General features: G+C 63.6%; 17 protein-coding genes. 12 read left to right on the plus strand and 5 right to left on the minus strand.

Going from position 1 to position 22,368, the window contains the following annotated elements:
* The first annotated feature begins 172 nt into the window (after positions 1-172).
* From NLR35_RS12335 to NLR35_RS12355, 5 genes are all read left to right on the plus strand, one after another.
* Positions 173-805, plus strand: a complete 633-nt coding sequence (locus NLR35_RS12335; RefSeq protein WP_257166798.1) for a DUF1326 domain-containing protein — start codon at positions 173-175, stop codon at positions 803-805.
* Between the two features lie 35 nt (positions 806-840).
* Positions 841-1,662, plus strand: coding sequence for a DUF2182 domain-containing protein (locus NLR35_RS12340; protein ID WP_257166858.1), 822 nt, complete (start codon positions 841-843; stop codon positions 1,660-1,662).
* Positions 1,663-1,800: 138 nt separating this feature from the next.
* A complete protein-coding gene (locus NLR35_RS12345) occupies positions 1,801-2,481 on the plus strand; it encodes a spermidine synthase (protein WP_257166799.1) in 681 nt (226 codons plus the stop codon).
* 197 nt (positions 2,482-2,678) lie between these two features.
* A complete protein-coding gene (locus tag NLR35_RS12350) occupies positions 2,679-4,124 on the plus strand; it encodes a nucleotide-binding protein (RefSeq protein ID WP_257166800.1) in 1,446 nt (481 codons plus the stop codon).
* Between the two features lie 165 nt (positions 4,125-4,289).
* On the plus strand, positions 4,290-6,131 hold the full coding sequence (locus NLR35_RS12355) for a metallophosphoesterase (RefSeq protein WP_257166801.1): 1,842 nt from the start codon (positions 4,290-4,292) through the stop codon (positions 6,129-6,131).
* Positions 6,132-6,238: 107 nt separating this feature from the next.
* Here the strand turns inward: NLR35_RS12355 and NLR35_RS12360 are convergent, their stop codons facing one another.
* Complete coding sequence (locus NLR35_RS12360) at positions 6,239-8,137, minus strand: SRPBCC domain-containing protein (RefSeq protein WP_257166802.1); 1,899 nt, start codon at positions 8,135-8,137, stop codon at positions 6,239-6,241.
* Positions 8,138-8,644: 507 nt separating this feature from the next.
* On the opposite strand from NLR35_RS12360, the gene NLR35_RS12365 reads away from it, so the two are divergent.
* From NLR35_RS12365 to NLR35_RS12380, 4 genes are all read left to right on the plus strand, one after another.
* Positions 8,645-8,914, plus strand: a complete 270-nt coding sequence (locus NLR35_RS12365; protein ID WP_257166803.1) for a hypothetical protein — start codon at positions 8,645-8,647, stop codon at positions 8,912-8,914.
* A gap of 232 nt (positions 8,915-9,146) precedes the next feature.
* The gene (locus NLR35_RS12370) at positions 9,147-10,037 is read left to right on the plus strand and encodes a cation diffusion facilitator family transporter (RefSeq protein WP_257166804.1); all 891 of its coding nucleotides are present in this window, start codon (positions 9,147-9,149) and stop codon (positions 10,035-10,037) included.
* Positions 10,038-10,396: 359 nt separating this feature from the next.
* Entirely contained in the window at positions 10,397-10,978 is a 582-nt protein-coding gene (locus tag NLR35_RS12375) for a TRAP transporter small permease subunit (protein ID WP_257166805.1), read from the plus strand.
* Positions 10,979-11,001: 23 nt separating this feature from the next.
* Positions 11,002-12,672: a TRAP transporter large permease subunit gene (locus NLR35_RS12380; protein WP_257166806.1), complete on the plus strand. Its 1,671-nt coding sequence runs from the start codon at positions 11,002-11,004 to the stop codon at positions 12,670-12,672.
* 97 nt (positions 12,673-12,769) lie between these two features.
* On the opposite strand, the gene NLR35_RS12385 is transcribed toward NLR35_RS12380, so the two are convergent.
* From NLR35_RS12385 to NLR35_RS12400, 4 genes are all read right to left on the minus strand, one after another.
* Entirely contained in the window at positions 12,770-13,858 is a 1,089-nt protein-coding gene (locus NLR35_RS12385) for a TRAP transporter substrate-binding protein (protein ID WP_257166807.1), read from the minus strand.
* A 189-nt stretch (positions 13,859-14,047) separates the two neighbouring features.
* On the minus strand, positions 14,048-15,181 hold the full coding sequence (locus NLR35_RS12390) for a TRAP transporter substrate-binding protein (RefSeq protein ID WP_374940807.1): 1,134 nt from the start codon (positions 15,179-15,181) through the stop codon (positions 14,048-14,050).
* 133 nt (positions 15,182-15,314) lie between these two features.
* Complete coding sequence (locus tag NLR35_RS12395) at positions 15,315-16,448, minus strand: Mrp/NBP35 family ATP-binding protein (RefSeq protein WP_257166809.1); 1,134 nt, start codon at positions 16,446-16,448, stop codon at positions 15,315-15,317.
* A gap of 132 nt (positions 16,449-16,580) precedes the next feature.
* Positions 16,581-17,027 carry a VOC family protein gene (locus NLR35_RS12400; protein ID WP_257166810.1) on the minus strand — a complete coding sequence of 149 codons (447 nt, stop codon included), beginning with the start codon at positions 17,025-17,027 and terminating at the stop codon, positions 16,581-16,583.
* A 269-nt stretch (positions 17,028-17,296) separates the two neighbouring features.
* Here NLR35_RS12400 and NLR35_RS12405 point away from each other — a divergent pair, with 269 nt between their 5' ends.
* The 3 genes from NLR35_RS12405 (at position 17,297) to NLR35_RS12415 (ending at position 22,350) form a co-directional block, all read left to right on the plus strand.
* Positions 17,297-18,166 (plus strand): NAD(P)-dependent oxidoreductase, encoded by an 870-nt coding sequence (locus NLR35_RS12405; protein WP_257166811.1) that lies wholly within the window; start codon positions 17,297-17,299, stop codon positions 18,164-18,166.
* A 350-nt stretch (positions 18,167-18,516) separates the two neighbouring features.
* Positions 18,517-20,895, plus strand: a complete 2,379-nt coding sequence (locus tag NLR35_RS12410) for a TonB-dependent siderophore receptor (RefSeq protein ID WP_257166812.1) — start codon at positions 18,517-18,519, stop codon at positions 20,893-20,895.
* 6 nt (positions 20,896-20,901) lie between these two features.
* Positions 20,902-22,350 carry a PepSY domain-containing protein gene (locus NLR35_RS12415; RefSeq protein ID WP_257166813.1) on the plus strand — a complete coding sequence of 483 codons (1,449 nt, stop codon included), beginning with the start codon at positions 20,902-20,904 and terminating at the stop codon, positions 22,348-22,350.
* Positions 22,351-22,368: the final 18 nt, after the last annotated feature.

Consider the following 22,368-nt stretch of genomic DNA (forward strand, 5'->3'; position numbering starts at 1 on the left):
AGCAATCAATCAGCGCTGCAGCCAGCCGGCGGTCCGCGCGCCTCGGACGACGCGCGGTTCTCACGAGAGGAACAAATCACCGGCTTGCGGCACGGTCCGCTGCGGCGTAGCTTTCAACCTGAGATCGCACGTTCGAAAGCACGTTCCTGGTGAAACCTAGCGGGAGGCAGCGATGGCAGAACCAGTCGCATGGCACCTGTCCGGTGACTATTTCGAGAATTGCAGTTGCAGCCTGCTCTGTCCGTGTCTCATGTCGGCCGCCCCTCCCCTGACTGCGCAGCCCACCGAGGGATTCTGCAATGTGCCGCTGCTGTTCCACGTCGACACCGGCCGCTATGGCGATGTCGCGCTCGACGGCCTCAACGCCGCGGTGATGCTCCACGCGCCGGGCGTGATGGCGAACGGGGACTGGTCGATCGCGGCCTATGTCGATGAGCGCGCCGACGATCAGCAGACCGAGGCTATGGCCACGATCTTCACCGGCGCCGCCGGCGGCCCCATGGCTGCGTTCACGCCGTTGATCAGCACCAATCTCGGCGTACGCAAAGTCGCCATCACCTTCCGGATTGACGGCAAGACGCGGTCCGCCGACATTGCTGACATCTTGCACATGTCCGTCGATCCGCTGCCGACCATGCATCCCAGCGGAGAGATGTGGGTGAACATTGGCCATCCCGTCAGCCCGGACCGGATGGCGCTCGCGGTCGGCGCTGCGGGCAACACCTACAACGATCACGGCATGCGCTGGGACAATTCCGGCAAGAACGGCCTGTACGCATCGATCAGCTGGACCAACCAGGCCTGATGCACGTGACGCAAGGCCGGCAGCCCGCCTTGCAGATGACCGATAGCGCCCTGGAAGCCGTGCTGCGGCGCGACCGCTGGATCGTCGGCGGCGCGGTCGCGATCATGGTCGCCCTGTCCTGGACCTATGTCCTCTGGCTTGCGAACGACATGGACATGGGCGGCATGGATATGACCGGCTTTCGTATGATCCCGGCCGGCATCGGCATCATGTTGCCGGCAAGCGAGCCGTGGCACACGATCGAGTTTGCCTACGTGTTCCTGATGTGGGCGGTGATGATGGTCGGGATGATGGCGCCGTCGGCCGCGCCGATGCTCCTGATGTACGCCCGCGTGGGTCGACAGGTTCGCGCGCAGGGCCAACCATTCGCTACGACCGGCTGGTTTGCGGCCGGCTATCTGCTGGCCTGGAGCGGCTTTTCGCTGATAGCGACAGGCCTGCAATGGGGCATCGAGCGGACGGCCCTGCTTGATTCCCGGATGGCGATCGACAACCACCTGCTCGGCGCCGTCGTCCTGATCGCCGCAGGCGCCTATCAGTGGACACCACTGAAAGGCGCCTGCCTTGTCCAATGCCAGTCGCCGCTTCTGTTCCTGATGCGCCACGGCGGCTTTCGCGGCGACCTGCAGGGCTGCCTGCTGCTGGGGCTGCGGCATGGCGGCTATTGCGTCGGCTGCTGCTGGGCTCTGATGGCGCTGCTGTTCGTCGGTGGGATCATGAGCGTGATGTGGATTGCCATCCTGACCCTGCTCGTCCTGCTTGAAAAACTGGCTCCGGCCGGACGATGGATCGCACGTGCAGCCGGCGTTGCTTGCGTTGCCGCGGGCGCCTGGATGCTGGTATTCCCACCACAATGACGCCCAGCGGCGCGCCTCAGGTCGTCGCGAAAAACGCGACTGGCTCTTGGCATTGGATATCGGGGACATGGTAAGCAGGCCGCCAGCAAGGCGACTCTGTCGCCTGGATTGTCGCAATCAAACTGACGCGAGACGCTCGTGCTCCCCTGGAAACTGATCGACACCGCAGACGTGCCGGGCGGCGGCGAGCCGCTGCGGCTGATGCAGCGCGGCCGCGAGTTCTCGATCAAGCTCGGCTCGAACGAACTGATGAGCAGCCGTCTCTACGGCTCCGAGGAGGCGCTCGCAACGTTGAGCTGCGCCCGCCTCAAGGACCGCCCTGCCCCGCATCTGCTGATCGGCGGCCTCGGCATGGGCTTCACCTTGCGCGCGGCGTTGAAGGTGCTGGGACCGCAGGCGCGCGTCACCGTCGCCGAGCTGGTGCCCGCGGTGATCGCCTGGGCGCGCGGGCCGATGGCTGAACTCTCCGGCGACAGCCTGGCCGATCCGCGCGTCGACATCCGCGAGGGCGATGTCGTGAAGCTGATCGCGGCCGCGCGAGGCAGCTACGATGCGATCCTGCTCGACGTCGACAATGGTCCGCAGGGCCTGACGCGCGAGTCCAATGACGCACTGTATGATCCCTCGGGCCTGCGCACGGCCTTCACGGCGCTGCGCCCCGGCGGCCTGCTCGCCGTGTGGTCGTCACATCCCGACGACCGCTTCGCCCCGCGCCTGCGCAAATCCGGCTTCACCGCCGAGGAGATCAAGATCCGCGCTACGGGGCGCGGTGGCGGCGGCGCCCGTCACGTGATCTGGATTGCGACCAGGCCGGCGTAGACCCGAATAAGGTTGCCCGCAAAGCCCCCCTCACACTTACGATTGCGGTAAATTTGCACTCCCCTCCCCAACCAGGGAGAGATTACGTGACCGCATCATCACCATCCTAAAGATGCGTTTTCGTTTGACACGACTGAGTGCAAAGCTAATCTTAGAGACAAATTTTATTAGTTTAAAAATATTCTTGGGGCACCAAATTGTTAAAACCACCCGTTAAAATTTTCGTTGCCTATGGGCATGATCACCAGCTTCGAGATACGGTCTCAACTACTCTTGAGCGTCTCGCAAACCAGCTTGGCTTTCGCATCACAGTTAAAGTTGTGACCGATTCAATCGTCCGAACCGGGACAGGCGCAGTTGGCAGCGAAGTCCATAAGACGCTCAAAGCGGTCGATGCAGCGATTATCCTTCTCACATCTGACGATTACGCGATCTCCAAAAATGAATTCAATCGAATCAAAGACGCATCAGCAGACGTCCGACTTGATGCAAACGAACTCATCAAACGGATGGAGCGACGATCGCGTCAGAACGTAGTGTATGAGATTGGATACCTAAATGCAAAGATTGGCCAAGAACGTTACTATGTAATAGCAGATGACGGCATTACCGCCTTCGCGAATTTGGGCGATGTTTTTAGAACCAAAAGCTTCGAGGGCAACATCGAACCATTGCTCAAGGAATTTCTAACTGACCGACTTAAACTTAAACTTGAACAGCGCCCTCTCTATCAGACGTCACGAGAAATCGAATATTTCGACTTCATTGAAGAACTAGAGAATCTTGACGATTCCGAGATACTCGACGACTTCGAGAACGAGTTCTCCGAACTATTGAACGACGACGACCGGATTCTATACATATACGAAAGAATCGTATTTGATAGCTATTTTCAAGACTCAATCTGGTGGCGCAAGCAAATCTCGAAGATAAAAAGAAAATCCAAAGAACATCGACTGCTTGTATCGGGACTCAATCTAGTTCAAGAGTACATTGCAAGCTGGCGACCTCCAGAGAAAAAAGATTACTCGAACATCCGATTGGTCGCCACCGAACTCAAAGCCAAGATCACGGAAATTGAAGCGATTGGCGTCGCCCCAATAGCCAGAATTGTGCTCTATGATTACTTAGGTCTCGCCCTGGATAAATGCGCGCGACGATCAATCGAAATCGGAAACATCAATGACGCCATAACTGATTGGCGCCTCGCTATATCGGCGCTAGACGCGACGCTCACTCTCGCCGCAGAATTTGAGGATGAGCAGTTACCACTTTGGCGAGGCTACGCCGCCTACAATAAAGCTCGAGTTCTTCGGCAATTGTCAGACCACGACAATTCAGTCGGAGCTGAATGGATGGCGACATTCCAAGAAGCAATTCGATTTCGCCACAAATGGACGCAAACCCCCGTTTTTTTGCCCAACATGGTCAAAGTTGGCCTGTTTACAGAGTACCTGCATGCCAAGGCCACTCGGATAGAAATGCGACAACCTGGCGAGATTGGTGACTTCGCCATCAGCGATGAATTCGTCACTGAGGCCAGGAAGGAGTTTGAAGAGTGGTTAGCGGGGCCAGACCAAAATCGGGTCCGCCTTGCCCGAAATGTCATTGACACATGGAATAAGCTGAATAGCAAAACATAGGCTGATAGGCGTCGCCGTAGTCCAACAAGGCACCCTACCAGTCTTTACATTACGCGGCGCGCACGCGGACCGGACGAGAATGGATTAAACACAGCATCCTCCCGCGCATTAATCTGATATGGCCCTATTTCCTTTGTTCGCATGGCTTCGCTAGGGCTCATTGGCATGACCGTCGATCTTTTGAAGGACACCAAGTCCTATCCGCGGATGACGCGCTGGTTCAATCCGCTGCTTCTGATCAAGCTCCTCAACAACGTCGTCACCTCAGCGATGTTCGGCCAGTATGCCGACCGGCGCCTGATGGTCGCCGCGCTCGATACGGTGGCGCCCGAGGAGCACATGGCGCGCGCGACGGCGTTCGCGCGAGGGCTCAGCCCGACGACGAAGGGCCCCGTCTGGATCGACTTCGTCGCCGACCTCGGCGACGGCTTCGACAGCACCTATGCTGTCGCCTGCCTGCTCGCCCGCCAGACATTGGAGTTCGGCGGCGAAACTCTGCCGCGCGGCGAGATGCTGATCATGGGCGGCGACGAGGTCTACCCGCTCGCCAATGCCCAGACCTACCGGAATCAACTGCGCAAGCCTTACCAATGGGCCTCTCCCGACCACGACAAGACCGACGACGACGGCGTTCCGTTGTTCGCGATCCCCGGCAATCATGACTGGTATGACGGGCTGGTGCAGTTCCTGGCCTATTTCACCCGGCCGACACCGACCCATTTCGGCTCGTGGCGGACGCAGCAGAAGCGCAGCTATTTCGCGATCCAGCTCACCGAGAGCTGGTGGCTGTGGGCGATGGACATCCAGCTCGCCGACAACATGGACCAGCCGCAGGCGGACTACTTCAAGCTCATCGCCCAGTCGGACCAGCTCAAGCCGGGATCGAAGATCATCCTGTGCACCGCGGAGCCTGGCTGGCTCTACACCGACACCAATATGAGATCATGGGAAATCGTCGACTACGTCCTCGGCATTGCAAGGAAGGCCGACAAGGCGCTGACGATCCCGCTGCTGCTCTCCGGCGACACCCATCATTACAGCCGCTACCACGCTGAAGACGGCACGCAGTTCGTGACGTCGGGTGGCGGCGGCGCCTTCCTGCACCCGACCCACCAACTGGAGAAGAACGTCAGCGTGCGCTGGACCGGCACGAAGGTCCCGCTGACGCTCGCCGACAAGCCTGATGGCAAGGAGCCCGCCGTCTACCCGTCGATGCACACCAGCCGTGAGCTTCTCTGGCGCAATCTGTGGTTCGCGCTGACGAATTGGGATTTCTCGATCCTCATGGGCCTGGTGTATTTCGCCGTCGGCGTCCTGGTCGGTTTGCGCAACGAGATCGACATCTACGTTCTCGTGGCGCTGGCGTTCGGCGCAGGCATCATCGGCTACACGACGCGACAGGAGCACGTCTCGCTCGCCGACATCTTCAACAAATGGCAGCGCCGTCACATCAGGACGGAGTTCGACGAGATCGACCGGGAAAACGTGCCGATCCAGTTCAAGAAGGCGCTGGTCGTCATCGGCACGAGCGTGCTGCACGCAGCCGCCCACATCGTCACCGCGCTGGCGGCCGCCATCTTCTTCAGGGAGATCAATGGCGATCCCTTTCCCGCGGGTCATCCCTGGTACAGCGTCTGGACATGGCTCGGCCTGCTCGCATTGGAAATGGGCGCGGTCGGCTCCGTGCTCGGCAGCAGCTATTTCGGCCTCAACATGCTCATCACCTGCCGCTGGCTGCGGATGAACCGCAACGACGCCTTCAGCGCGCTGCGCATCGGCCACTACAACAATTTCCTCCGGCTGCGCATCGAAGGCGACGACGTCCAGGTCCACGCCATCGGCCTCGAGCGCGTGCCTGCGCGTCATGAATGGAGGGCGAACCCCGCCTGCCAGGCCGGCAATCCTGCACAGCCGCAATGGATTGCGGCGACTCCCTTGCAGCCGCACCTGATCGAAAAATTCGTGGTCTCCGGCAGATCCGGGCCTGCGACGCGCCCCGAAGCCTGACCATGTCAAGGGCAATGGGACGAAATCAGCATGACGGCCGGCCCATCCCGCTCTATGCTGTGGCCGCTGCCGGTGGTAGCCGCGAGTTACGACTTATCTGTTCCGTGCTACGGCATGGAATACCGGCGCGCCGGCAGCACTTTAGTTTGTCTTGCGAGGTCGCGTCCCGACGGGGCGAGGTCGGCAAGAGGACGCCGCAGCGGCAAGCGGAGTGCGGTCCGCAGTTCCGTGACGGCATCCGGTTCGAGCGACCGGTCCGTGTAGCGGCAGTGCGCGAAGCCCTTCGTCACCCGGAGCTTCACATCCTTGATCCACTCGCCGAAGCATGGCCGCAGCGGACCGGCGATCGGGTCGCCCGCGATCAGCCCCGTATAGGGAAAGTACAGGTTCGTCCAGCGCGTCAGAGCGAACAGCCCGCCATGATGCGGCACCTGAACTGACCGGGTCCGACGCGGGCTTTGCTCGTCCTTGTAGGCATGGGTGAACGTGAACACCTTCCGAAAGATCCCTGCCGCCGGACTTGGAATTTGTTCGGTCTGCGGAGGACAGGTGGGAAAGGAACGCTCGCGAACAAGGTCGGCGAATTCGGTGGCCGCATCCAGGTTCAGCAGCCAGCGGGCATGCGCGAGCGGCGAGCCCGCGGTGACGAAATCGCTGACGCGCCAGAGAAAGCCGTTACGCCGGTACTCCAGCCATGCGGCATGCTGCATCGACTGCACCTGATCGACCCCGACGGCCCCGTCGTGAAGGGGACGCGGATTGAGAAGATCCTCGAGCGCCCGCAGCGCGCGGCTGCTGGTTGTCGGCACCGCCTCGCGGCTGCGGGCATGCCGTGCCCATGCATGGCTGAGGATGTCGTAGGCGATCACGCTGCCGAGGCTGTGGCCATAGACGATGATGCGCGCGTAGCGTCCGCCGTCGTGCAAGGCTTCGAGCAGCTTGGTGCCGGCCTCGCGGATTTCCTGCCGGCGCGCGATGTTCTCTGCCCGGGGCTCGAGGTAGCGCGCGGCGTCCCCGGCATAACCGACGACGAACTCGTCGCGCAACGCCTTGAGCGCGAAGGAACCTATGGCCGGCAGCGCGACCAGCGTGCCGCCCGCAATGCCCTTGAGCCAGCCGGACACATCCAGCGTCATCAGCCACGCGAACGCGATGATCACGGGGACCAGCAGGATGCGGATCAGCCAGACGAGCCGGATCAACGTCGGCGGAATCCGCGAGTCGCGCGACAGGATCAGTCGCAGCATCCAGCCGTAGACCTGCGCGACGGTGGTGTCGCGGATCAGGTGCGCCCAATATAGTTCGTAGATGTCGGTGGTCGGCCGCGCCGCGTCGCTGCGAGGCACTGTGGCCACCCGCATCTCGAACAGCGGCGAGACATAGTCCGGCTTCACGAAGTGCAGATCGCCCGCATCAGGATCGAAGATGTTCGCGACGAACCCGCGCAACAATTGGCCGGGGCGCTGCTCGCCGATGCCGTGAACGACGATGACCGCTTGCCGATCGCGACGGCGGCTGCGCTCGGCCTGCACCAATATGCGACCTATTCTCGTCAGCGCGCCCTGCCAGGCCTCTAGGCTGGCGCGCAGTTCGGCTTCGCTTTCGATCCCGCTGTGCTGGATGCGCAGCCGGGACGTGCCGTTCGGCCGCGGAGACAGCCGGAAGGCCACGCGTGCTTTGGCTGGCGCATCGTCCAATGCGACGATGATCTCGTAGCTGCGATGTGGCGGCTGCCCCGCCGCCCTGACCGGCGCCGGATGCCAAGTCAGCGATGTGACTTGTCCACGTCCGGGCCCACCAGAACCGATCCACTGCGACCGTCGGTGGACGGTCGCGTCCGGCAGGAGGACGATCGCGTTTGACGTAGGAGAAAGCGTGCATCCGTCACCAAGCCAATGGCCGACGACGGCCGGCTCGAACAGATATTCGGCGACTTCCGCCGTCGGATAAGGCAGTTCGAGCGCAACGCGGACCGACGGTCGCGGCAGAGCTGTCGTGACAGTCACAGCCAATCTCCCCAATCACCACGTCGCAGAACGGCACGACGGCGAGCCCACGACGGAGAGCCGCGTGCAGCAATACGGACGTTTGCAGCGCCGACCGCCATATCGCGGTCAGGGCGAGTTGCTACGAGACTACACCCAATGCAGGTCGGGCGGGAGCTTGCGGCGGAACTTTTTTGGCTCATGCCGTGCCATCGAGGTGGCAACGAACTCTTGCAGAGAATGACCATGGTCGCGACCATGATTGCGATGCAAACGACGCCGTTCACTCTGACCTGTTAGCGGCAACGTGATCGCACGCGAAGTATTGCGTATGTCGCCGATCGCTGACGCCATCGCGCGTCCAGGACGGACTACACTGCAGCGCGTCAGCGACAATGCTCGTAGGCGTGTCCGGAACCGCAGAGAGGCCGCCGAGTTGCAGAACAAGCGGAGGAGGACCACGCATTGAGCACCACGCGTCCACCACATCCCCGCTTCATTCGGCATGTCTTGGAAAGAGAGGCGACCATGAAAACATCCCTTCTTCTTGCCGGCGCGTTGATCGTCGGTTCCTTGGCTCCGGCGCTCGCTGACGAGTACTACGTCGTGCAGGGACCGAGTCACCGCTGCACCATCACCACCACCCGCCCCGCCGACCGCGAGGTCGTGACGCAGATCGGGCCGATGGCGTTCACCAGCCGCGTGGAGGCCGAGGATCGCATCAAGCAAACGAAGGTCTGCGAGGACGAAGGCACCGTCGGGAGCAGCAGCACCACCACGATCATCAAGGAGAAGTAGTCGGCGGCGGCTTCCTGGAATTCTCCGGGGATGTGAAAGGTCGTGCCCCTTCCAGGGGCGCGGCCTTTCTGATTCCGCGCGACACGTCAGAGACCACACTACTCGTCGCCCGGCGCGGTCTGCGCCGGATCATGCATCGATCTCCCTTCCTGCAACCCGGTCGCAGCAACAGAGAGGTTGCGTTCCATGGCCGCCTTGAGTACGTCGCAGCTCTCGGCCGGATCAGGACATCATGCTTTCGCAATCGCTCAAGCTCGCCGTCGGCAGTCTCGTGGTCGGGACCATCGTGCTCGGGCTGAAGTTTATCGCCTATTGGCTGACCGGCTCTGTTGCCCTCTACTCCGACGCGGTCGAGAGCATCGTCAACGTCGTCACGGCGGTGGTCGCGCTGCTCGCGGTGCGCATTGCCGCCAAGCCGCCGGACGCGAATCACCCTTTCGGCCACCACAAGGTCGAGTACTTCAGCGCGGTGATCGAAGGCGTCATGATCGTCGTCGCGGCGCTGCTGATCATCCACGAGGCCTACGGCAATTTCCGCGACCCGCAGCCGTTCTCGGCCCCGGTCGAGGGCCTGGCCGTCAATGGCTTCGCCAGCGTCGTCAATGCCGCCTGGTGCTGGCTGCTGATCACGCGAGGCAAGCGGCTGCGCTCGCCGGCGCTGGTGGCGGATGGCCGGCATCTCCTGACCGACGTCATCTCCTCGGGCGGTGTGGTGATCGGGCTCGGCCTCGCGGTGGTGCTGAAGCTGCCCATTCTCGATCCTGCCCTGGCCTTGCTCGTCGCGGTCAACATCCTGTGGTCCGGATGGCAGGTGCTGAAGGAATCGACCGGCGGGCTGATGGACGAGGCCGTCTCCGACGCCACGCTCGCGCGCATCCGCCAGATCATCAGCGAGCACGCCGAGGGCGCGCTGGAGGCCCACGACGTCCGCACCCGCCATGCCGGCAAGCTCACCTTCATCGAGTTTCACCTGGTCGTTCCCGGCGAGATGTCGGTCAACCAGGCGCATGAGATCTGCGACCGCATCGAAGCCGCCCTGCGCGAGGACGACGAGCACAGCTGGATCACCATCCACGTCGAGCCGGAAAACAAGGCCAAGCATTCCGGCGTGGTGGTGCTGTGACTGCGGCGCCCTGACATGGGCATCAGCCTCCATGAGCCTCGCGCGACAGCCGCTGGTCGCCCCCTGAAGGCTCCAGCCGCCCACTGATGCAGCGCCGTCTGCCCGCGACGGCATGGCCGCAAACGCGGCCTGCGACAGTCTGTGACGGGGTGTCGCCAAGACTGCAACATGTTGCGGCAACGCTCATTTTCGCCCATTTTTCCGATTGACGGCAACACGGGGCGCTGAAATGGTGCCCCGGTTTTTGAGAGCCTGCCGGGCCGGATAGGCCGCTGCGCCGCATGCCGCGCAGCCAAGAACGGGCCATGGGGCGGTCGCAAGACGTTGGCGGCCGTTAAGACATTGGGGGAGGATCAGCGTTGCAAGCGTTGCTGAAATTGAGCCGTGGGATCGATGGGTTTACCGCCTGGACCGGCAAGCGGCTGGCGTGGCTGATCCTGCTGGCCGTCATCATCTCGACCGTCAACGCCATCATCCGCAAGACGCTCGACACCTCGTCGAACTCCTGGCTGGAGCTGCAATGGGTGCTGTTCGCCGCAGTGTTCCTGCTGTGCTCGCCCTGGACCCTCCTCGACAACGAGCACATCCGCATCGACATCATCAATGCGATGATGCCGAAATGGCTGCGTGATACCATCGACGTCGTGGGTCACCTGCTGTTCCTGATGCCGCTCTGCATCGTCATGATCATCACCAGCGTGCCGTTCTTCCTGCGCTCGTTCGAGATCAACGAGCAATCCAGCAATGCCGGCGGCCTGCCGCAATGGCCGGCAAAATCCCTGATCATGATCGGCTTCGTTTTCCTGCTGGTGCAGGGCATCTCCGAGCTGATCAAGCGCATCGCCGTGATGCGCGGGCTCATTCCTGATCCGCACGCTGCGAAGTCCCACGGGATCGAAGCCGAGGTCGAGCACCTCGTCGAAGCGATCGAAAAGAAATAAGCGGCGGGCTGGGGGATACTTCAATGACTTCGTTTCTGATCGCCAATATGGCGCCGATCATGTTCGGCTCGCTGGTCGTCATGCTGCTGCTCGGCTATCCGGCCGCGTTCTCGCTCGGCGCCGTCGGCCTGTTCTATGCCCTCATCGGCATCGAGCTCGGAGAATTCCGGCCGGACTTCCTGCAGGCGCTCCCTGAACGCGTCTACGGCGTGATGAACAACGACACGCTGCTGGCCATTCCGTTCTTCACCTTCATGGGTCTGGTGCTGGAACGATCCGGCATGGCCGAGGATCTGCTCGACACCATCGGCCAGCTGTTCGGCACCATCCGCGGCGGCCTTGCCTATGCGGTCATCTTCGTCGGCGCGCTGCTCGCGGCCACCACCGGCGTCGTCGCGGCCTCCGTCATCTCGATGGGCCTGATCTCGCTGCCGATCATGCTGCGCTACGGATATGACCGGCGCCTCGCCTCGGGCGTGATCGCCGCCTCCGGCACGCTGGCGCAGATCATCCCGCCGTCGCTGGTGCTGATCGTGATGGCCGACCAGCTCGGCAAGTCGGTCGGCGACATGTACGAGGGCGCCTTCATCCCCGGCCTCGTGCTGTCGGCGCTCTACGCCGGCTATGCCTTCCTTGTCAGCATGATCTTCCCGAAGGCGGCGCCCGGCCTGCCGCCGGAAGCAATCGGCTTCCGCGAGGATTCCGGCAGCCGCGGCCTGACCTCGCTGGGCATGCTGTTCCTCGCCTCCTGCGTGTTCGGCTGGTACGTGATGCGCGGCTCCGAATATCACGGCGCCGATTTCGTCGTGCTCTGCATGTTCTCTGGCATCGTGTTCGCCTTCGCGGTCGCGGTGGTGAACTGGCTGCTGGAGCGCGCCACGGGATACCGCTTCCTGTCGCGCATGGCGCAGCAGACCACCTTCGTGATGGTGCCGCCGCTGTTCCTGATCTTCCTGGTGCTTGGCACGATCTTCATCGGCCTGGCGACCCCGACCGAAGGCGGCGCGATGGGCGCAGCAGGCGCCATCATCCTCGGCGCGATCAAGCGCCGGCTCAGCTTCGACCTGGTCCGACAGGCCGTCGAGTCCACCGCGAAACTGTCGGCCTTCGTGGTCTTCATCCTGGTCGGCGCGCGCGTGTTCTCGCTGACCTTCTACGGCGTCAACGGCCACGTCTGGGTCGAGCACCTCTTGACCTCCCTGCCGGGCGGCCAGGTCGGCTTCCTGATCTTCGTCAACGCCTTCGTGTTCGTGCTGGCCTTCTTCCTCGACTTCTTCGAGTTGGCCTTCATCATCATCCCGCTGCTCGGACCCGCAGCCGAAAAGCTCGGCATCGACCTGATCTGGTTCGGCGTCATCCTCGGCGTCAACATGCAGACCTCGTTCATGCATCCGCCGTTCGGCTTCGCGCTGTTCTATCTGCGCTCGGTGGCGCCGAAGGATTCGTATCTCGACCGCGTCACCGGCAAGCGGATGGAGCCGGTCACGACGGGCCAGATCTACTGGGGCGCGGTGCCGTTCGTGGTGATCCAGCTGATCATGGTGATGCTGGTGATCGTGTTCCCCTCGATGGTCATGCACTACAAGGGCACCGCCTCGACCGTCGATCCGAACTCGATCAAGATCGACATCCCGCAGATCGACGCGCCGCCGCTCGACTTCGGCCCGCCGCAGATCGATCCGCCGAAGCAGTGACGTCTCACGGCGCCTGATCGCCTCATCAACGAAAAACCCCGGCGCAAGGCGCCGGGGTTTTGTTTTGCGTTTACGCAGGAAGAGACGCGGCGCTTGCTCAGGCTAGCGGATTGCGCGCCATGAACGCGTCGTAGCCGATCTCGGCGACCTGGAACCAGGAATAGCCGTTGCCGGCGAAGGCGCTCAGCGATTCCAGCGTCTTCTTGAAGTCGGGGTTGGTGGCCGCGACCTCGGAATGCAGCTCGCGCGCCGCCTTGATGCAGGCCTGCATGATCTCCGGCGAGAAGCCGTGCAGCTTGGCGCCTGCGGCGAGCAGCCGGCGCAGCGCCGCCGGATTGCTCTGGTCGTATTTCGCCATCATCCAGTTGTTGGCGAAGTGGCCGGCCTGCTCGAGGATCTTCTGGTAGTGCTTGGGCAGCGCGTTCCAGCGATCCTGGTTGACGAAGGCGAGCAGCATCGGCCCGCCCTCCCACCAGCCCGGATAGTAGTAGTGCGGCGCGACCTTGACGAAGCCGAGCTTCTCGTCGTCATACGGGCCGACCCACTCGGCCGCATCGATCGTGCCCTTCTCCAGCGCCGGGTAGATGTCGCCGCCGGCGATCTGCTGCGGCACCGCGCCGAGCTTCTGCAGCACGCGGCCGGCGAAGCCGCCGACGCGAAATTTCAGGCCCTTGAGATCGTTGACGCTGGTGAGCTCCTTGCGAAACCAGCCGCCCATCTGGCAACCGGTATTGCCGGCGAGCAGCGAGACCACATTGTACTTCGTGTAGAACTCGTTGAGGATCTCGCGGCCGCCACCGAGCATGTACCAGGCCTGGTTGATGCGCATGTTCGGTCCGAACGGCACCGACGAGCCGAAGGTGAAGGTCGGGTCCTTGCCGAAGTAGTAGTAGGACGCAGTGTGGCCGATCTCGACTGTGCCGTTCTGCACGGCGTCGACAACCTGCAGGCCGGGCACGATCTCGCCGGCGGCGAACGGCTGGATCTGGAATTTGTTGTCGGTGGCCTCGCCGACCATCTTGCACATCATTTCGGCGCCGCCATACAGCGTGTCGAGCGATTTCGGCCAGCTCGTCGGCATGCGCCATTTCAGCTCGGGCATCGACTGCGCAATGGCCGGCGCCGCGATCGCTGCGGCTCCGGCAGCGCCGAGACCCGTGACCTTGATGAAGTCTCTCCGCTTCATAATTCTTTCCCCTCCCTTGGGTGATCGTGTTCGTTTCCTGGGCAGCCTTCTTTGTGAGGCTTCAGTTCCAGTGTGGATCAAAGTGCGTCGGAGTGCCATTGCGAAACGTTGTCGCAACGCAACGCAAAAAGCCCGGCCTCTTGCGAGGCCGGGCCTGATGTCGATCCGCCGATCTTGGTTAGCTTGCGATCAGCCGCGGGTGCGCGAGCGTATCATGAAGCTGTCATAGGTGTACTCGGCGACCTGCCACCACAGGTACTCATCCGAGCGGTACGCCTGCATGGCGTCGATCACCTTCTTGAAGTCGGCGTTCTTGGCCGAGATCTCGCCCCACAGCTCGTTGGTCGCCTTGAGGCAGGCTTCGAGCACTTCGTTGGTGAAGGGACGCAGCTGCGTACCGCCGGCGACCAGACGCTTCAGCGCCGCCGGGTTCACCTGGTCGTAGCGCGCGGCCATCCAGGTGTTGGCGTTGACGGTCGCGTTGGCCAGGATGTTCTGATAGTTCTTCGGCAGCTCGTTCCACTTGTCGAGATTGGCGAAGGCGTGGACGGTCGGACCACCCTCCCAGAAGCCCGGATAGTAGTAGTACTTGGCGACCTTCTGGAAGCCGAGCTTCTCGTCGTCATAGGGGCCGACCCACTCGGCCGCGTCGATGGTGCCCTTCTCCAGCGACGGATAGATGTCGCCGCCGGCGAGCTGCTGCGGCACGACGCCGAGCTTCTGCAGCACCTGGCCCGCGATGCCGCCGATGCGGAATTTCAGGCCCGAGAGGTCGGCGACCGTCTTGATCTCCTTGCGGAACCAACCGCCCATCTGGGTGCCGGTGTTGCCGCAGGGGAAGCCGATGACGTTGGACTTCTTGAAGAACTCATTGGCGAGCTCGTTGCCGCCGCCCTGGTACAGCCAGGAGTTCTGCTGCCGGGCGTTGAGGCCGAACGGCACCGAAGCGAAGATCGCGAAGGTCGGGTCCTTGCCGACGTAATAATACGACACCGTGTGGCACATCTCGACGGTGTTCTTGGAGGTGGCGTCGAGCGCCTGCAGGCCGGGGACAAGCTCACCAGCCTGGAAGACCTGGATCTGGAACTTGTTGTCGGTCATCTCGGCGACCTGCTTCGCCATGTACTCGGCGCCGCCATAGATCGTGTCGAGCGACTTCGGGAAGCTCGAGGTCAACCGCCACTTGATTTCCGGCATCGACTGCGCGATCGCCGGCGAGGCGATGGCGCCGGTCGCCGCGGCACCGGCGGCCGAAACCTTCAGAAAATCACGACGCTTCATATTGGGGCATCTCCTTGTTGGGGCGTTTCCCGTGAAAAACATTATCCGCCGACGCGATTGGCCGCGTACGGTCGAAGGCGATCCGGGCCGGGCTTTAGCACGGAACCGGTTAAGCGAAAACGCGACGTTGGGATGACAAACAGCCGAATGGTCGCATGCGCTTCGCTGCAGTGCATCAAGCCGCGGCGATGGCATCCTTGAGCTGATCGCGAACCGCAGAGGCAATCGTCCGGTAGATCGCCGCATGCGGTCCGCTGGGCTCGCTCTCGACCACCGGGTTGCCGGCATCGGAGGTCGAGCGGATATCCATGTGCAGCGGGATCTCGCCGAGGAACGGCACGCCGAGCCGCTCGGCCTCATGCCGCGCGCCGCCATGGCCGAAGATGTCGGAGCGCGTGCCGCATTCCGGGCACTGGAAGTAGCTCATGTTCTCGATGATCCCGAGCACGGGCACGTTGACCTTGCGGAACATCGCAAGGCCGCGGCGGGCATCGATCAGCGACAGGTCCTGCGGCGTCGAAACGATCACCGCACCCTTGAGCGGCACGTTCTGCGCCAGCGTGAGCTGGGCGTCGCCGGTGCCGGGCGGCATGTCGACGACGAGCACATCCAGCGTGCCCCAGGCGACGTCGCGCAGCATCTGGTTGATGGCCGACATCACCATCGGACCGCGCCAGACCAGCGCGGAGTCCTCCTCGACCAGGAAGCCGATCGACATGATCGACAGGCCGAAGCGCGACAGCGGGATCATCTTCTTTTCGGGCGTGAGCTGCGGCTTCTCCTGAAGGCCGGTGAGGCGCGGCACCGAGGGCCCATAAATGTCGGCATCGAGCAGCCCGACCTTGAGGCCGAGGTCACGCAGGCCGAGCGCGAGGTTGATCGCCGTGGTCGACTTGCCGACGCCGCCCTTGCCGGAGGCCACCGCGATCACGGCGGCGATGCCGGGAATCGGCGCCTGCCGGGACATCGGCGAATCGGCCGGGTTCTGGTGCTGGTGCGGACGATGCGCCGAGACCGGCTGCACGCCGCCCTGCCGCGGCGCCGGCGCTGCCGCCGCGCCTGCCTTGCGCTCGGCGGTCAGGGCGATCATCGCCATGGTCACGCCGGGGATGGCGCGCACGGCCGCCTCGGCCTCGGCGCGGGTGGTTTCCCAGGCACGCGCCTCGCTGGCCTCGACATTGATCGAAAAGAACACCTTGCCGTCATTGGCCGTGATCGGCGACAGCACGCCGGCGTCGGGCAGCGCCACGCCGCGTGGCGAGCGGACCCGCTTGAGAGCTTCGAGAACCTGCTGCTGCGTCACGCTCACGGCGCGTCTCCTGAAATGCTTCAGAACGCGCCACATCGTCGCGCCCTATCCTGTTGGCCGGACGCGATCTTCCGTCGTTGCCGAAAGGATCGCGCACGCCCCCTGTTGCGCTGCTTCATAATGAAGCCCGGCTCAAAACGCCACCATGGTTCCGATGTCGCCGGAGTTCTCGTCCGGTCCATCGCCGGCCTGCTCTTTCGCAGCCTCGTAATTCAACTCGATCATCACGCCGTTGGGGTCGCGGACGAAGATCTGCCACAACTCGCCGCCCGGCACCTGCCGCGCATCGAACGGCATGCCCTTGGATTCGAGCCGCGCCTTCATGCCGGCGAAGCCGCGGCTGACGAAGGCGACGTGATGCACGACTCCGGAATCCGGCTTCTGGGCCTCCGAGGTCGGCGAGATATCGACCAGATGCACCACCGGCCGGCCCTCGCTGTACATCCAGGCGCCGGGAAACGCGAAGTTCGGCCGGTCGCCGTTCTCGAGCCCGAGCACGTCTTCATAGAAGCGCACGGTCTCCTGGAGATTGCGGGTCCGGATGTTGAAATGATCGAGCACGCCGACGCTGACACCCATGCGAGACACTCCCTGGCTGTTCGTTGCTGGTCTGGATTTCGTTGCCGGATGACGGCTTTGCAAGCGGTGATGATGATGCCTCTTTAGCACGATGGCGCGCTTCGCATCCGTCACGAAGGCGTTGCCCCGGCGTCGCAAGCCGTTATGGTGCGGCGTCCAGCGGACCGCCGGAACCGGCCGGCTGCTGATGTTTTCCTTCAAGAACCGCCCGGCCCGCTCAAGGCCGTCGGCAGAACCCCCAAGAGAACCCCAAGGGCAAGGTCACTCATATGGCTAAAGTCGCTTTCATCGGTCTCGGCGTCATGGGTTTCCCCATGGCAGGACATCTCGTGAAGAAGGGTGGTCACGAGGTCACGGTCTACAACCGCACCGCGGCCAAGGCGAAGGAATGGGCCGACAAGTTCGGCGGCAAGACCGCCGCGACCCCGAAGCAGGCCGCCGAGGGCCAGGACTTCGTGATGTGCTGCGTCGGCAACGACAATGATCTGCGCTCGGTGACGATCGGTCCCGACGGCGCCTTTGCCGGCATGACCAAGGGCGCGACCTTCGTCGACCACACCACGGCCTCGGCTGAAGTGGCACGTGAGCTCGACGCCGCAGCCACCAAGGCCGGCTTCAAATTCATCGACGCACCCGTCTCCGGCGGCCAGGCCGGTGCCGAGAACGGCGTGCTGACCGTGATGTGCGGCGGCACGGCCGATGCCTATGCCGGCGCCGAGCCGGTCATCGCGGCCTATGCGCGGATGTGCAAGCTGCTCGGGCCGGCCGGCTCCGGCCAGCTGACCAAGATGGTCAACCAGATCTGCATCGCCGGCCTCGTGCAGGGCCTCTCCGAAGGCATCCACTTCGCCAAGAAGTCGGGCCTCGACGTTCCCGCCGTGATCGAGACCATCTCCAAGGGCGCGGCGCAATCCTGGCAGATGGAGAACCGCTACAAGACCATGAATGACGGCAAATATGACTTTGGTTTTGCTGTGGAATGGATGCGCAAGGACCTGTCGATCTGCCTGAACGAGGCGCGCCACAACGGCGCCCACCTGCCGGTCACCGCGCTGGTCGACCAGTTCTACTCCGAGGTCGAGAAGCTCGGCGGCAAGCGCTGGGATACGTCGAGCCTGCTGGCGCGTCTGGAGAAGTAGTCCAGGACTGGTCGACGACATCAAGCGGCCGCCGCTCGATTCGAGGGGCGGCCGTTCTGCATTGGGTTCGTACGGCGAGACTCGCGCCCCCGCCCCCTCGCAGCAATTGGCGCCGGACTTGTTGGCACGGCCTCGGACCTTCCATTGCGCGCCCAGCGACTCGCTGATACCCGTTGCAATCGCTAATCGTTCGCATGTGTTGCCGGATCGAGACACGCCGCAGCAGAATGCCCCATATGTGATGTTATAACATTACATATAAGGACATATCGGCTAACTCTCGTCCCGGTGATCAGGAACGTAAGGGGGGGCGCGGAGGCCGGCTGGCCGGACTCCGCGGTGGGATCGAAATGAGCGCGCGGGATTTCTGGGGTTCGGTAACGTTGGCGGGGCTGGTGGTGGCGGGCTGTTCAGCCATGACCACGGCCGGCGCGCAGGACAGGCAGCCAGCGAGCGACACGCTGCTGCCGGACGTGACGGTCGACGCGCCGCGCCAACGGCCAGCCGCCCGCCCGATGCCATCGTCGACGCAGGACGTCCGGCCAACGGCGCGGACGATGCCGCGGCGTCCAACCGCGCCATCGCAGGCGGCAGCGGGACCGTCGGCCCCGTCCTCCGCTTTGGCCGGGACGCCGCTCAACAGCAACACCACTCCGGCGGCCGCCAGCCGGCTCGGCCTCACGGCGCGCGAGGTGCCGGCAGCTGTTGACGTCATCGGCGCCGAGACCCTGCGCGAGCAGGGCTACCATACGACCGTCGATGCCGTGAAAGGCGCCGCCGGCGTCAGCGCCGGCGATGCGCCGAACGATGTCGGCTACGCGATGCGCGGCTTCCAGGGCAACCAGGTCAACGTCCTCTACAATGGCATCAACATCGGCCCGACCGGCTTCACGGCGCTGACAATGGAAACCTTCAATCTCGATCGCGTCGAGGTGCTGAAGGGCCCCTCCTCGCTGAGCTCGGGCCAGGGAGCGGTCGGCGGTACCATCAACTTCGTGACCAAGGCGCCGCAGTCCGGTCCGGTGCAGAACGAGGCCTTCATCGGCTTCGACCAGCGCGGCACGTTCCGCAGCGGCTTCGGCTCCGGCGGCAGCACCACCGTTCAGGGGCTCGACTATCGCTTCGACATCAGTCGGACCAGGGAGGTCGGCTTCATCGACGACACCGAGTTCAAGAACGTCCACGTCTCCGGACAATTGAACTATCGCCTGTCCGACAGCTTCAAGACCTTCTTTGCCGCCGAGTTCAAGGACTACAAGGCCAAGCCCTATGAGGGCACGCCGCTGGTGCCGGTGGCCACTAGCGGCGCGAACGCGACCAGCGGCATCGTGTCGGGCACCAAGATCTCGGCCTATAATGGCAGCGATCTCGGCGCGGTGACGATCGACGGCCGCACGCTGTCGACCAACTACAACGTCGTCGACGGCCACAAGACGATCAAGGAATCCTGGGTGCGTAGCGGGTTCGAATGGGACCTCAACAACACCGTCACGTTGCGGAGCCAGATCTACAACTACAATGCCAGCCGCGACTGGTACAACAACGAATGGTCATCGTTCAACGCGAACACCAACCTGGTCGACCGCGAGCGTTTCTTTGTCCATCACAACCACAACACGGTCGGCAACATCACCGATGTCACCTGGAACGCCAACCTGTTCGGCCTGGCCAACCGCCTCGTCGGCTCGGTCGAGAGTTCGCATACCGACTTCTCGCGGCCTGGCGCGGCAAACTTTCCGGGCGAGTCGGTCCCGCTGGTCGGGTTCGACCGCGGCACCTACGGTCTCCTGACGACGCAAATGCAGACCGCGACCATCAACAATGTCGCGCTCAACATCGAAGATCGGCTGAAGCTGACCGACACGTTCGCCCTGGTCGGCGGACTGCGCTACAACCCGTTCACGCTCGACCGCACCTGGATCCGAGACGGCGCCGAGCGGCCTGGCTTCCCCTACTCCAAGAGCTGGCAGCCGCTCACCGGCCGCATCGGCTATACCTGGGAAGCGCTGCCTGGCACGACGTTCTACAGCCAATATGCAACGGCGACCGACATCTCGGCCGACAGCATCTTCATTCTAACACCAACGCAGAATCTGACCCTCTCGGACTCCCGCAGCTACGAGACCGGCGTCAAGCAGCTGACGTGGAACGGCCGGGCGGAATGGACCTTCTCGGCCTTCGACATCGAACGCAACAACGTCTACAGCGCCCAGGCCGGCCAGCAGCTCAACCTCGCCGGCAAGGTGAAGTCGCAGGGCCTCGAATTTTCAGCCGCGGTGCGGCCGACACCGGAGAGCAAGCTGTGGGGCAACGTCGCCTATGTCCGCGCGCGCTATGCCGACTATGATCTCGCCGGCGGCGGCTCGTTCACCGGCAACACGCCACCGAACATCCCCGCCGTCATCGTCAATGGCGGCGGCTCCTACCGCTTCCTCAATCCGGGCTGGTGGCCGGTCGAGCTCGGCTTCTCCGTGCGCCATGTCGGCGACCGCTGGAGCACCGACGCCAACACGGTGAAGCTGCTCGCCTACACCACCGCAGACCTGTTCGCCTTCATCGACCTGCCGAAAGTGCCGATGTTCGCCACCGCGACCAGCACCCGCCTCGCCTTCCGCGTCCGCAACGTCACCGACAAGCGCTACGCGGCCTGGAGCGATCCGTTCTATCCCGACCAGATCTTCCTGGGCGCGCCCCGCACCTACGAGGTCGAAGCCTCGTTCAAGTTCTAGAGCGATATGATCCGGGCGCTGATCCTCACTCATCGCTGGCTCAGCATCCCCCTTGGCCCGCTGTTCGCGCTGTGGTTCGCCACTGGCATCGTGATGCACTTCGTGCCGTTTCCGGCACAGACCGAGAGCGAGCGGTTTGCCGGGCTGCTGCCGCTCGATCTCACCGCAAGTCTCCGCAGCCCAGCGGAAGCCGTCCTCGCGAGCGGCATCGATCGCCCCAGCCGCATTCGACTGTGGCAGCGCGCGGATGGTGCCGTCTATGTCATCTCCGCCGCCGACCGGAATGCGGCCATTCATGCCGACACGTTGGCAGCGGCCGATGTGACCGCCCCCGATCTCGCGCTGTCCATCGCCCGCCTGACGGCGCACCAGCGCGGGTTCGTCACCAATGGCGCCGCGGTCGCCGCGCGCGACGACTACGACCAATGGACCGTGCCGGACCGGTTCGATGCGCATCGCCCGCTCACCCGGATCGCGCTGAACGATGCAGATGAGACCGAGCTCTACGTTTCCTCCCGGACCGGCGAGGTGGTGCTGGACACGACCGGCTTCGAACGCCGCTGGAATTATCTCGGCAGCGTCATCCACTGGATCTATCCCACGGTGCTGCGCAAGGACTGGTCCGCCTGGAACGTGACGGTGTGGTGGCTGTCGCTCGCGGCGGTCATTGCTGCCGTGACCGGCGCCCTGCTCGGCCCGCTCAGGCTGCGGCTGCGCAAGGCGCGGCTTGGCTCGCGCTACCGCGGCTGGCACCTGTGGCATCATTGGGCCGGCCTCGTCTGTACGCAGTTCGTGCTGACCTGGATGGTCAGCGGCTGGCTCTCGATGGACCACGGCCGGCTGTTTGCGACCGGTCATCTCACGCCGTCCGAGAACGCCAGTTTCACCGGCGCGCCCGATTGGACGCAACTTTCTGCCGCCCCACTGGCCGCCGGCAGCGGCGAGGTCCGCGAAATCGAATGGTTCGCATTCGGCGGCCGCCTGCATCGGCGGACGCGCCGCGCGCTGAGCCAGCAGCAGATCTCGGTGCTCGATGGCTCCGCCTGGCGCGTCACCGGCCGTTTCCTGCAGCCGGCGGAGATCAACGCCGTCACCGCTCGGCTCCGCCCCGACTGCGCGCGATCGATCGAGGTCGAGCCCGGCGACGACTATCCGTTCTCATCCGACGTGCCGGGCGCCCCGATCCACCGCGTGATCTGCGGCGACACCTGGTATCACGTCGACTCTGCCTCGGGCGCCCTGCTCGAAAGGCTCGATCCGTCGCGACGCGCCTACCGCTGGCTCTATCAGGCGCTGCACACGCTCGACTTCCCGGCGCTGCTCGCACACGCGACGTTGCGCACCGTCCTCATCATCGGCCTGTGCGCGGCAGGCTTTGCCTTCAGCCTCACGGGGCTGGTGATCGGCTGGCGACGGCTGCGTGTGCTGGGCGTCGCTGCGCGCCGCAATGGTTAATTTTAACGCGCGGTTAAC

It is taken from the genome of Bradyrhizobium sp. SRS-191 (assembly GCF_024586915.1).
Classification (GTDB): domain Bacteria; phylum Pseudomonadota; class Alphaproteobacteria; order Rhizobiales; family Xanthobacteraceae; genus Bradyrhizobium.

Coding starts and splice junctions, on each gene's coding strand:
- NLR35_RS12335 (WP_257166798.1), top strand. CDS start 173: ATGGCAGAACCAGTCGCATGGCACCTGTCCGGTGACTATTTCGAGAAT.
- NLR35_RS12340 (WP_257166858.1), top strand. CDS start 841: ATGACCGATAGCGCCCTGGAAGCCGTGCTGCGGCGCGACCGCTGGATC.
- NLR35_RS12355 (WP_257166801.1), top strand. CDS start 4,290: ATGACCGTCGATCTTTTGAAGGACACCAAGTCCTATCCGCGGATGACG.
- NLR35_RS12365 (WP_257166803.1), top strand. CDS start 8,645: ATGAAAACATCCCTTCTTCTTGCCGGCGCGTTGATCGTCGGTTCCTTG.
- NLR35_RS12370 (WP_257166804.1), top strand. CDS start 9,147: ATGCTTTCGCAATCGCTCAAGCTCGCCGTCGGCAGTCTCGTGGTCGGG.
- NLR35_RS12380 (WP_257166806.1), top strand. CDS start 11,002: ATGACTTCGTTTCTGATCGCCAATATGGCGCCGATCATGTTCGGCTCG.
- NLR35_RS12385 (WP_257166807.1), bottom strand. CDS start 13,858: ATGAAGCGGAGAGACTTCATCAAGGTCACGGGTCTCGGCGCTGCCGGA.
- NLR35_RS12390 (WP_374940807.1), bottom strand. CDS start 15,181: ATGTTTTTCACGGGAAACGCCCCAACAAGGAGATGCCCCAATATGAAG.
- NLR35_RS12400 (WP_257166810.1), bottom strand. CDS start 17,027: ATGGGTGTCAGCGTCGGCGTGCTCGATCATTTCAACATCCGGACCCGC.
- NLR35_RS12405 (WP_257166811.1), top strand. CDS start 17,297: ATGGCTAAAGTCGCTTTCATCGGTCTCGGCGTCATGGGTTTCCCCATG.
- NLR35_RS12410 (WP_257166812.1), top strand. CDS start 18,517: ATGAGCGCGCGGGATTTCTGGGGTTCGGTAACGTTGGCGGGGCTGGTG.
- NLR35_RS12415 (WP_257166813.1), top strand. CDS start 20,902: ATGATCCGGGCGCTGATCCTCACTCATCGCTGGCTCAGCATCCCCCTT.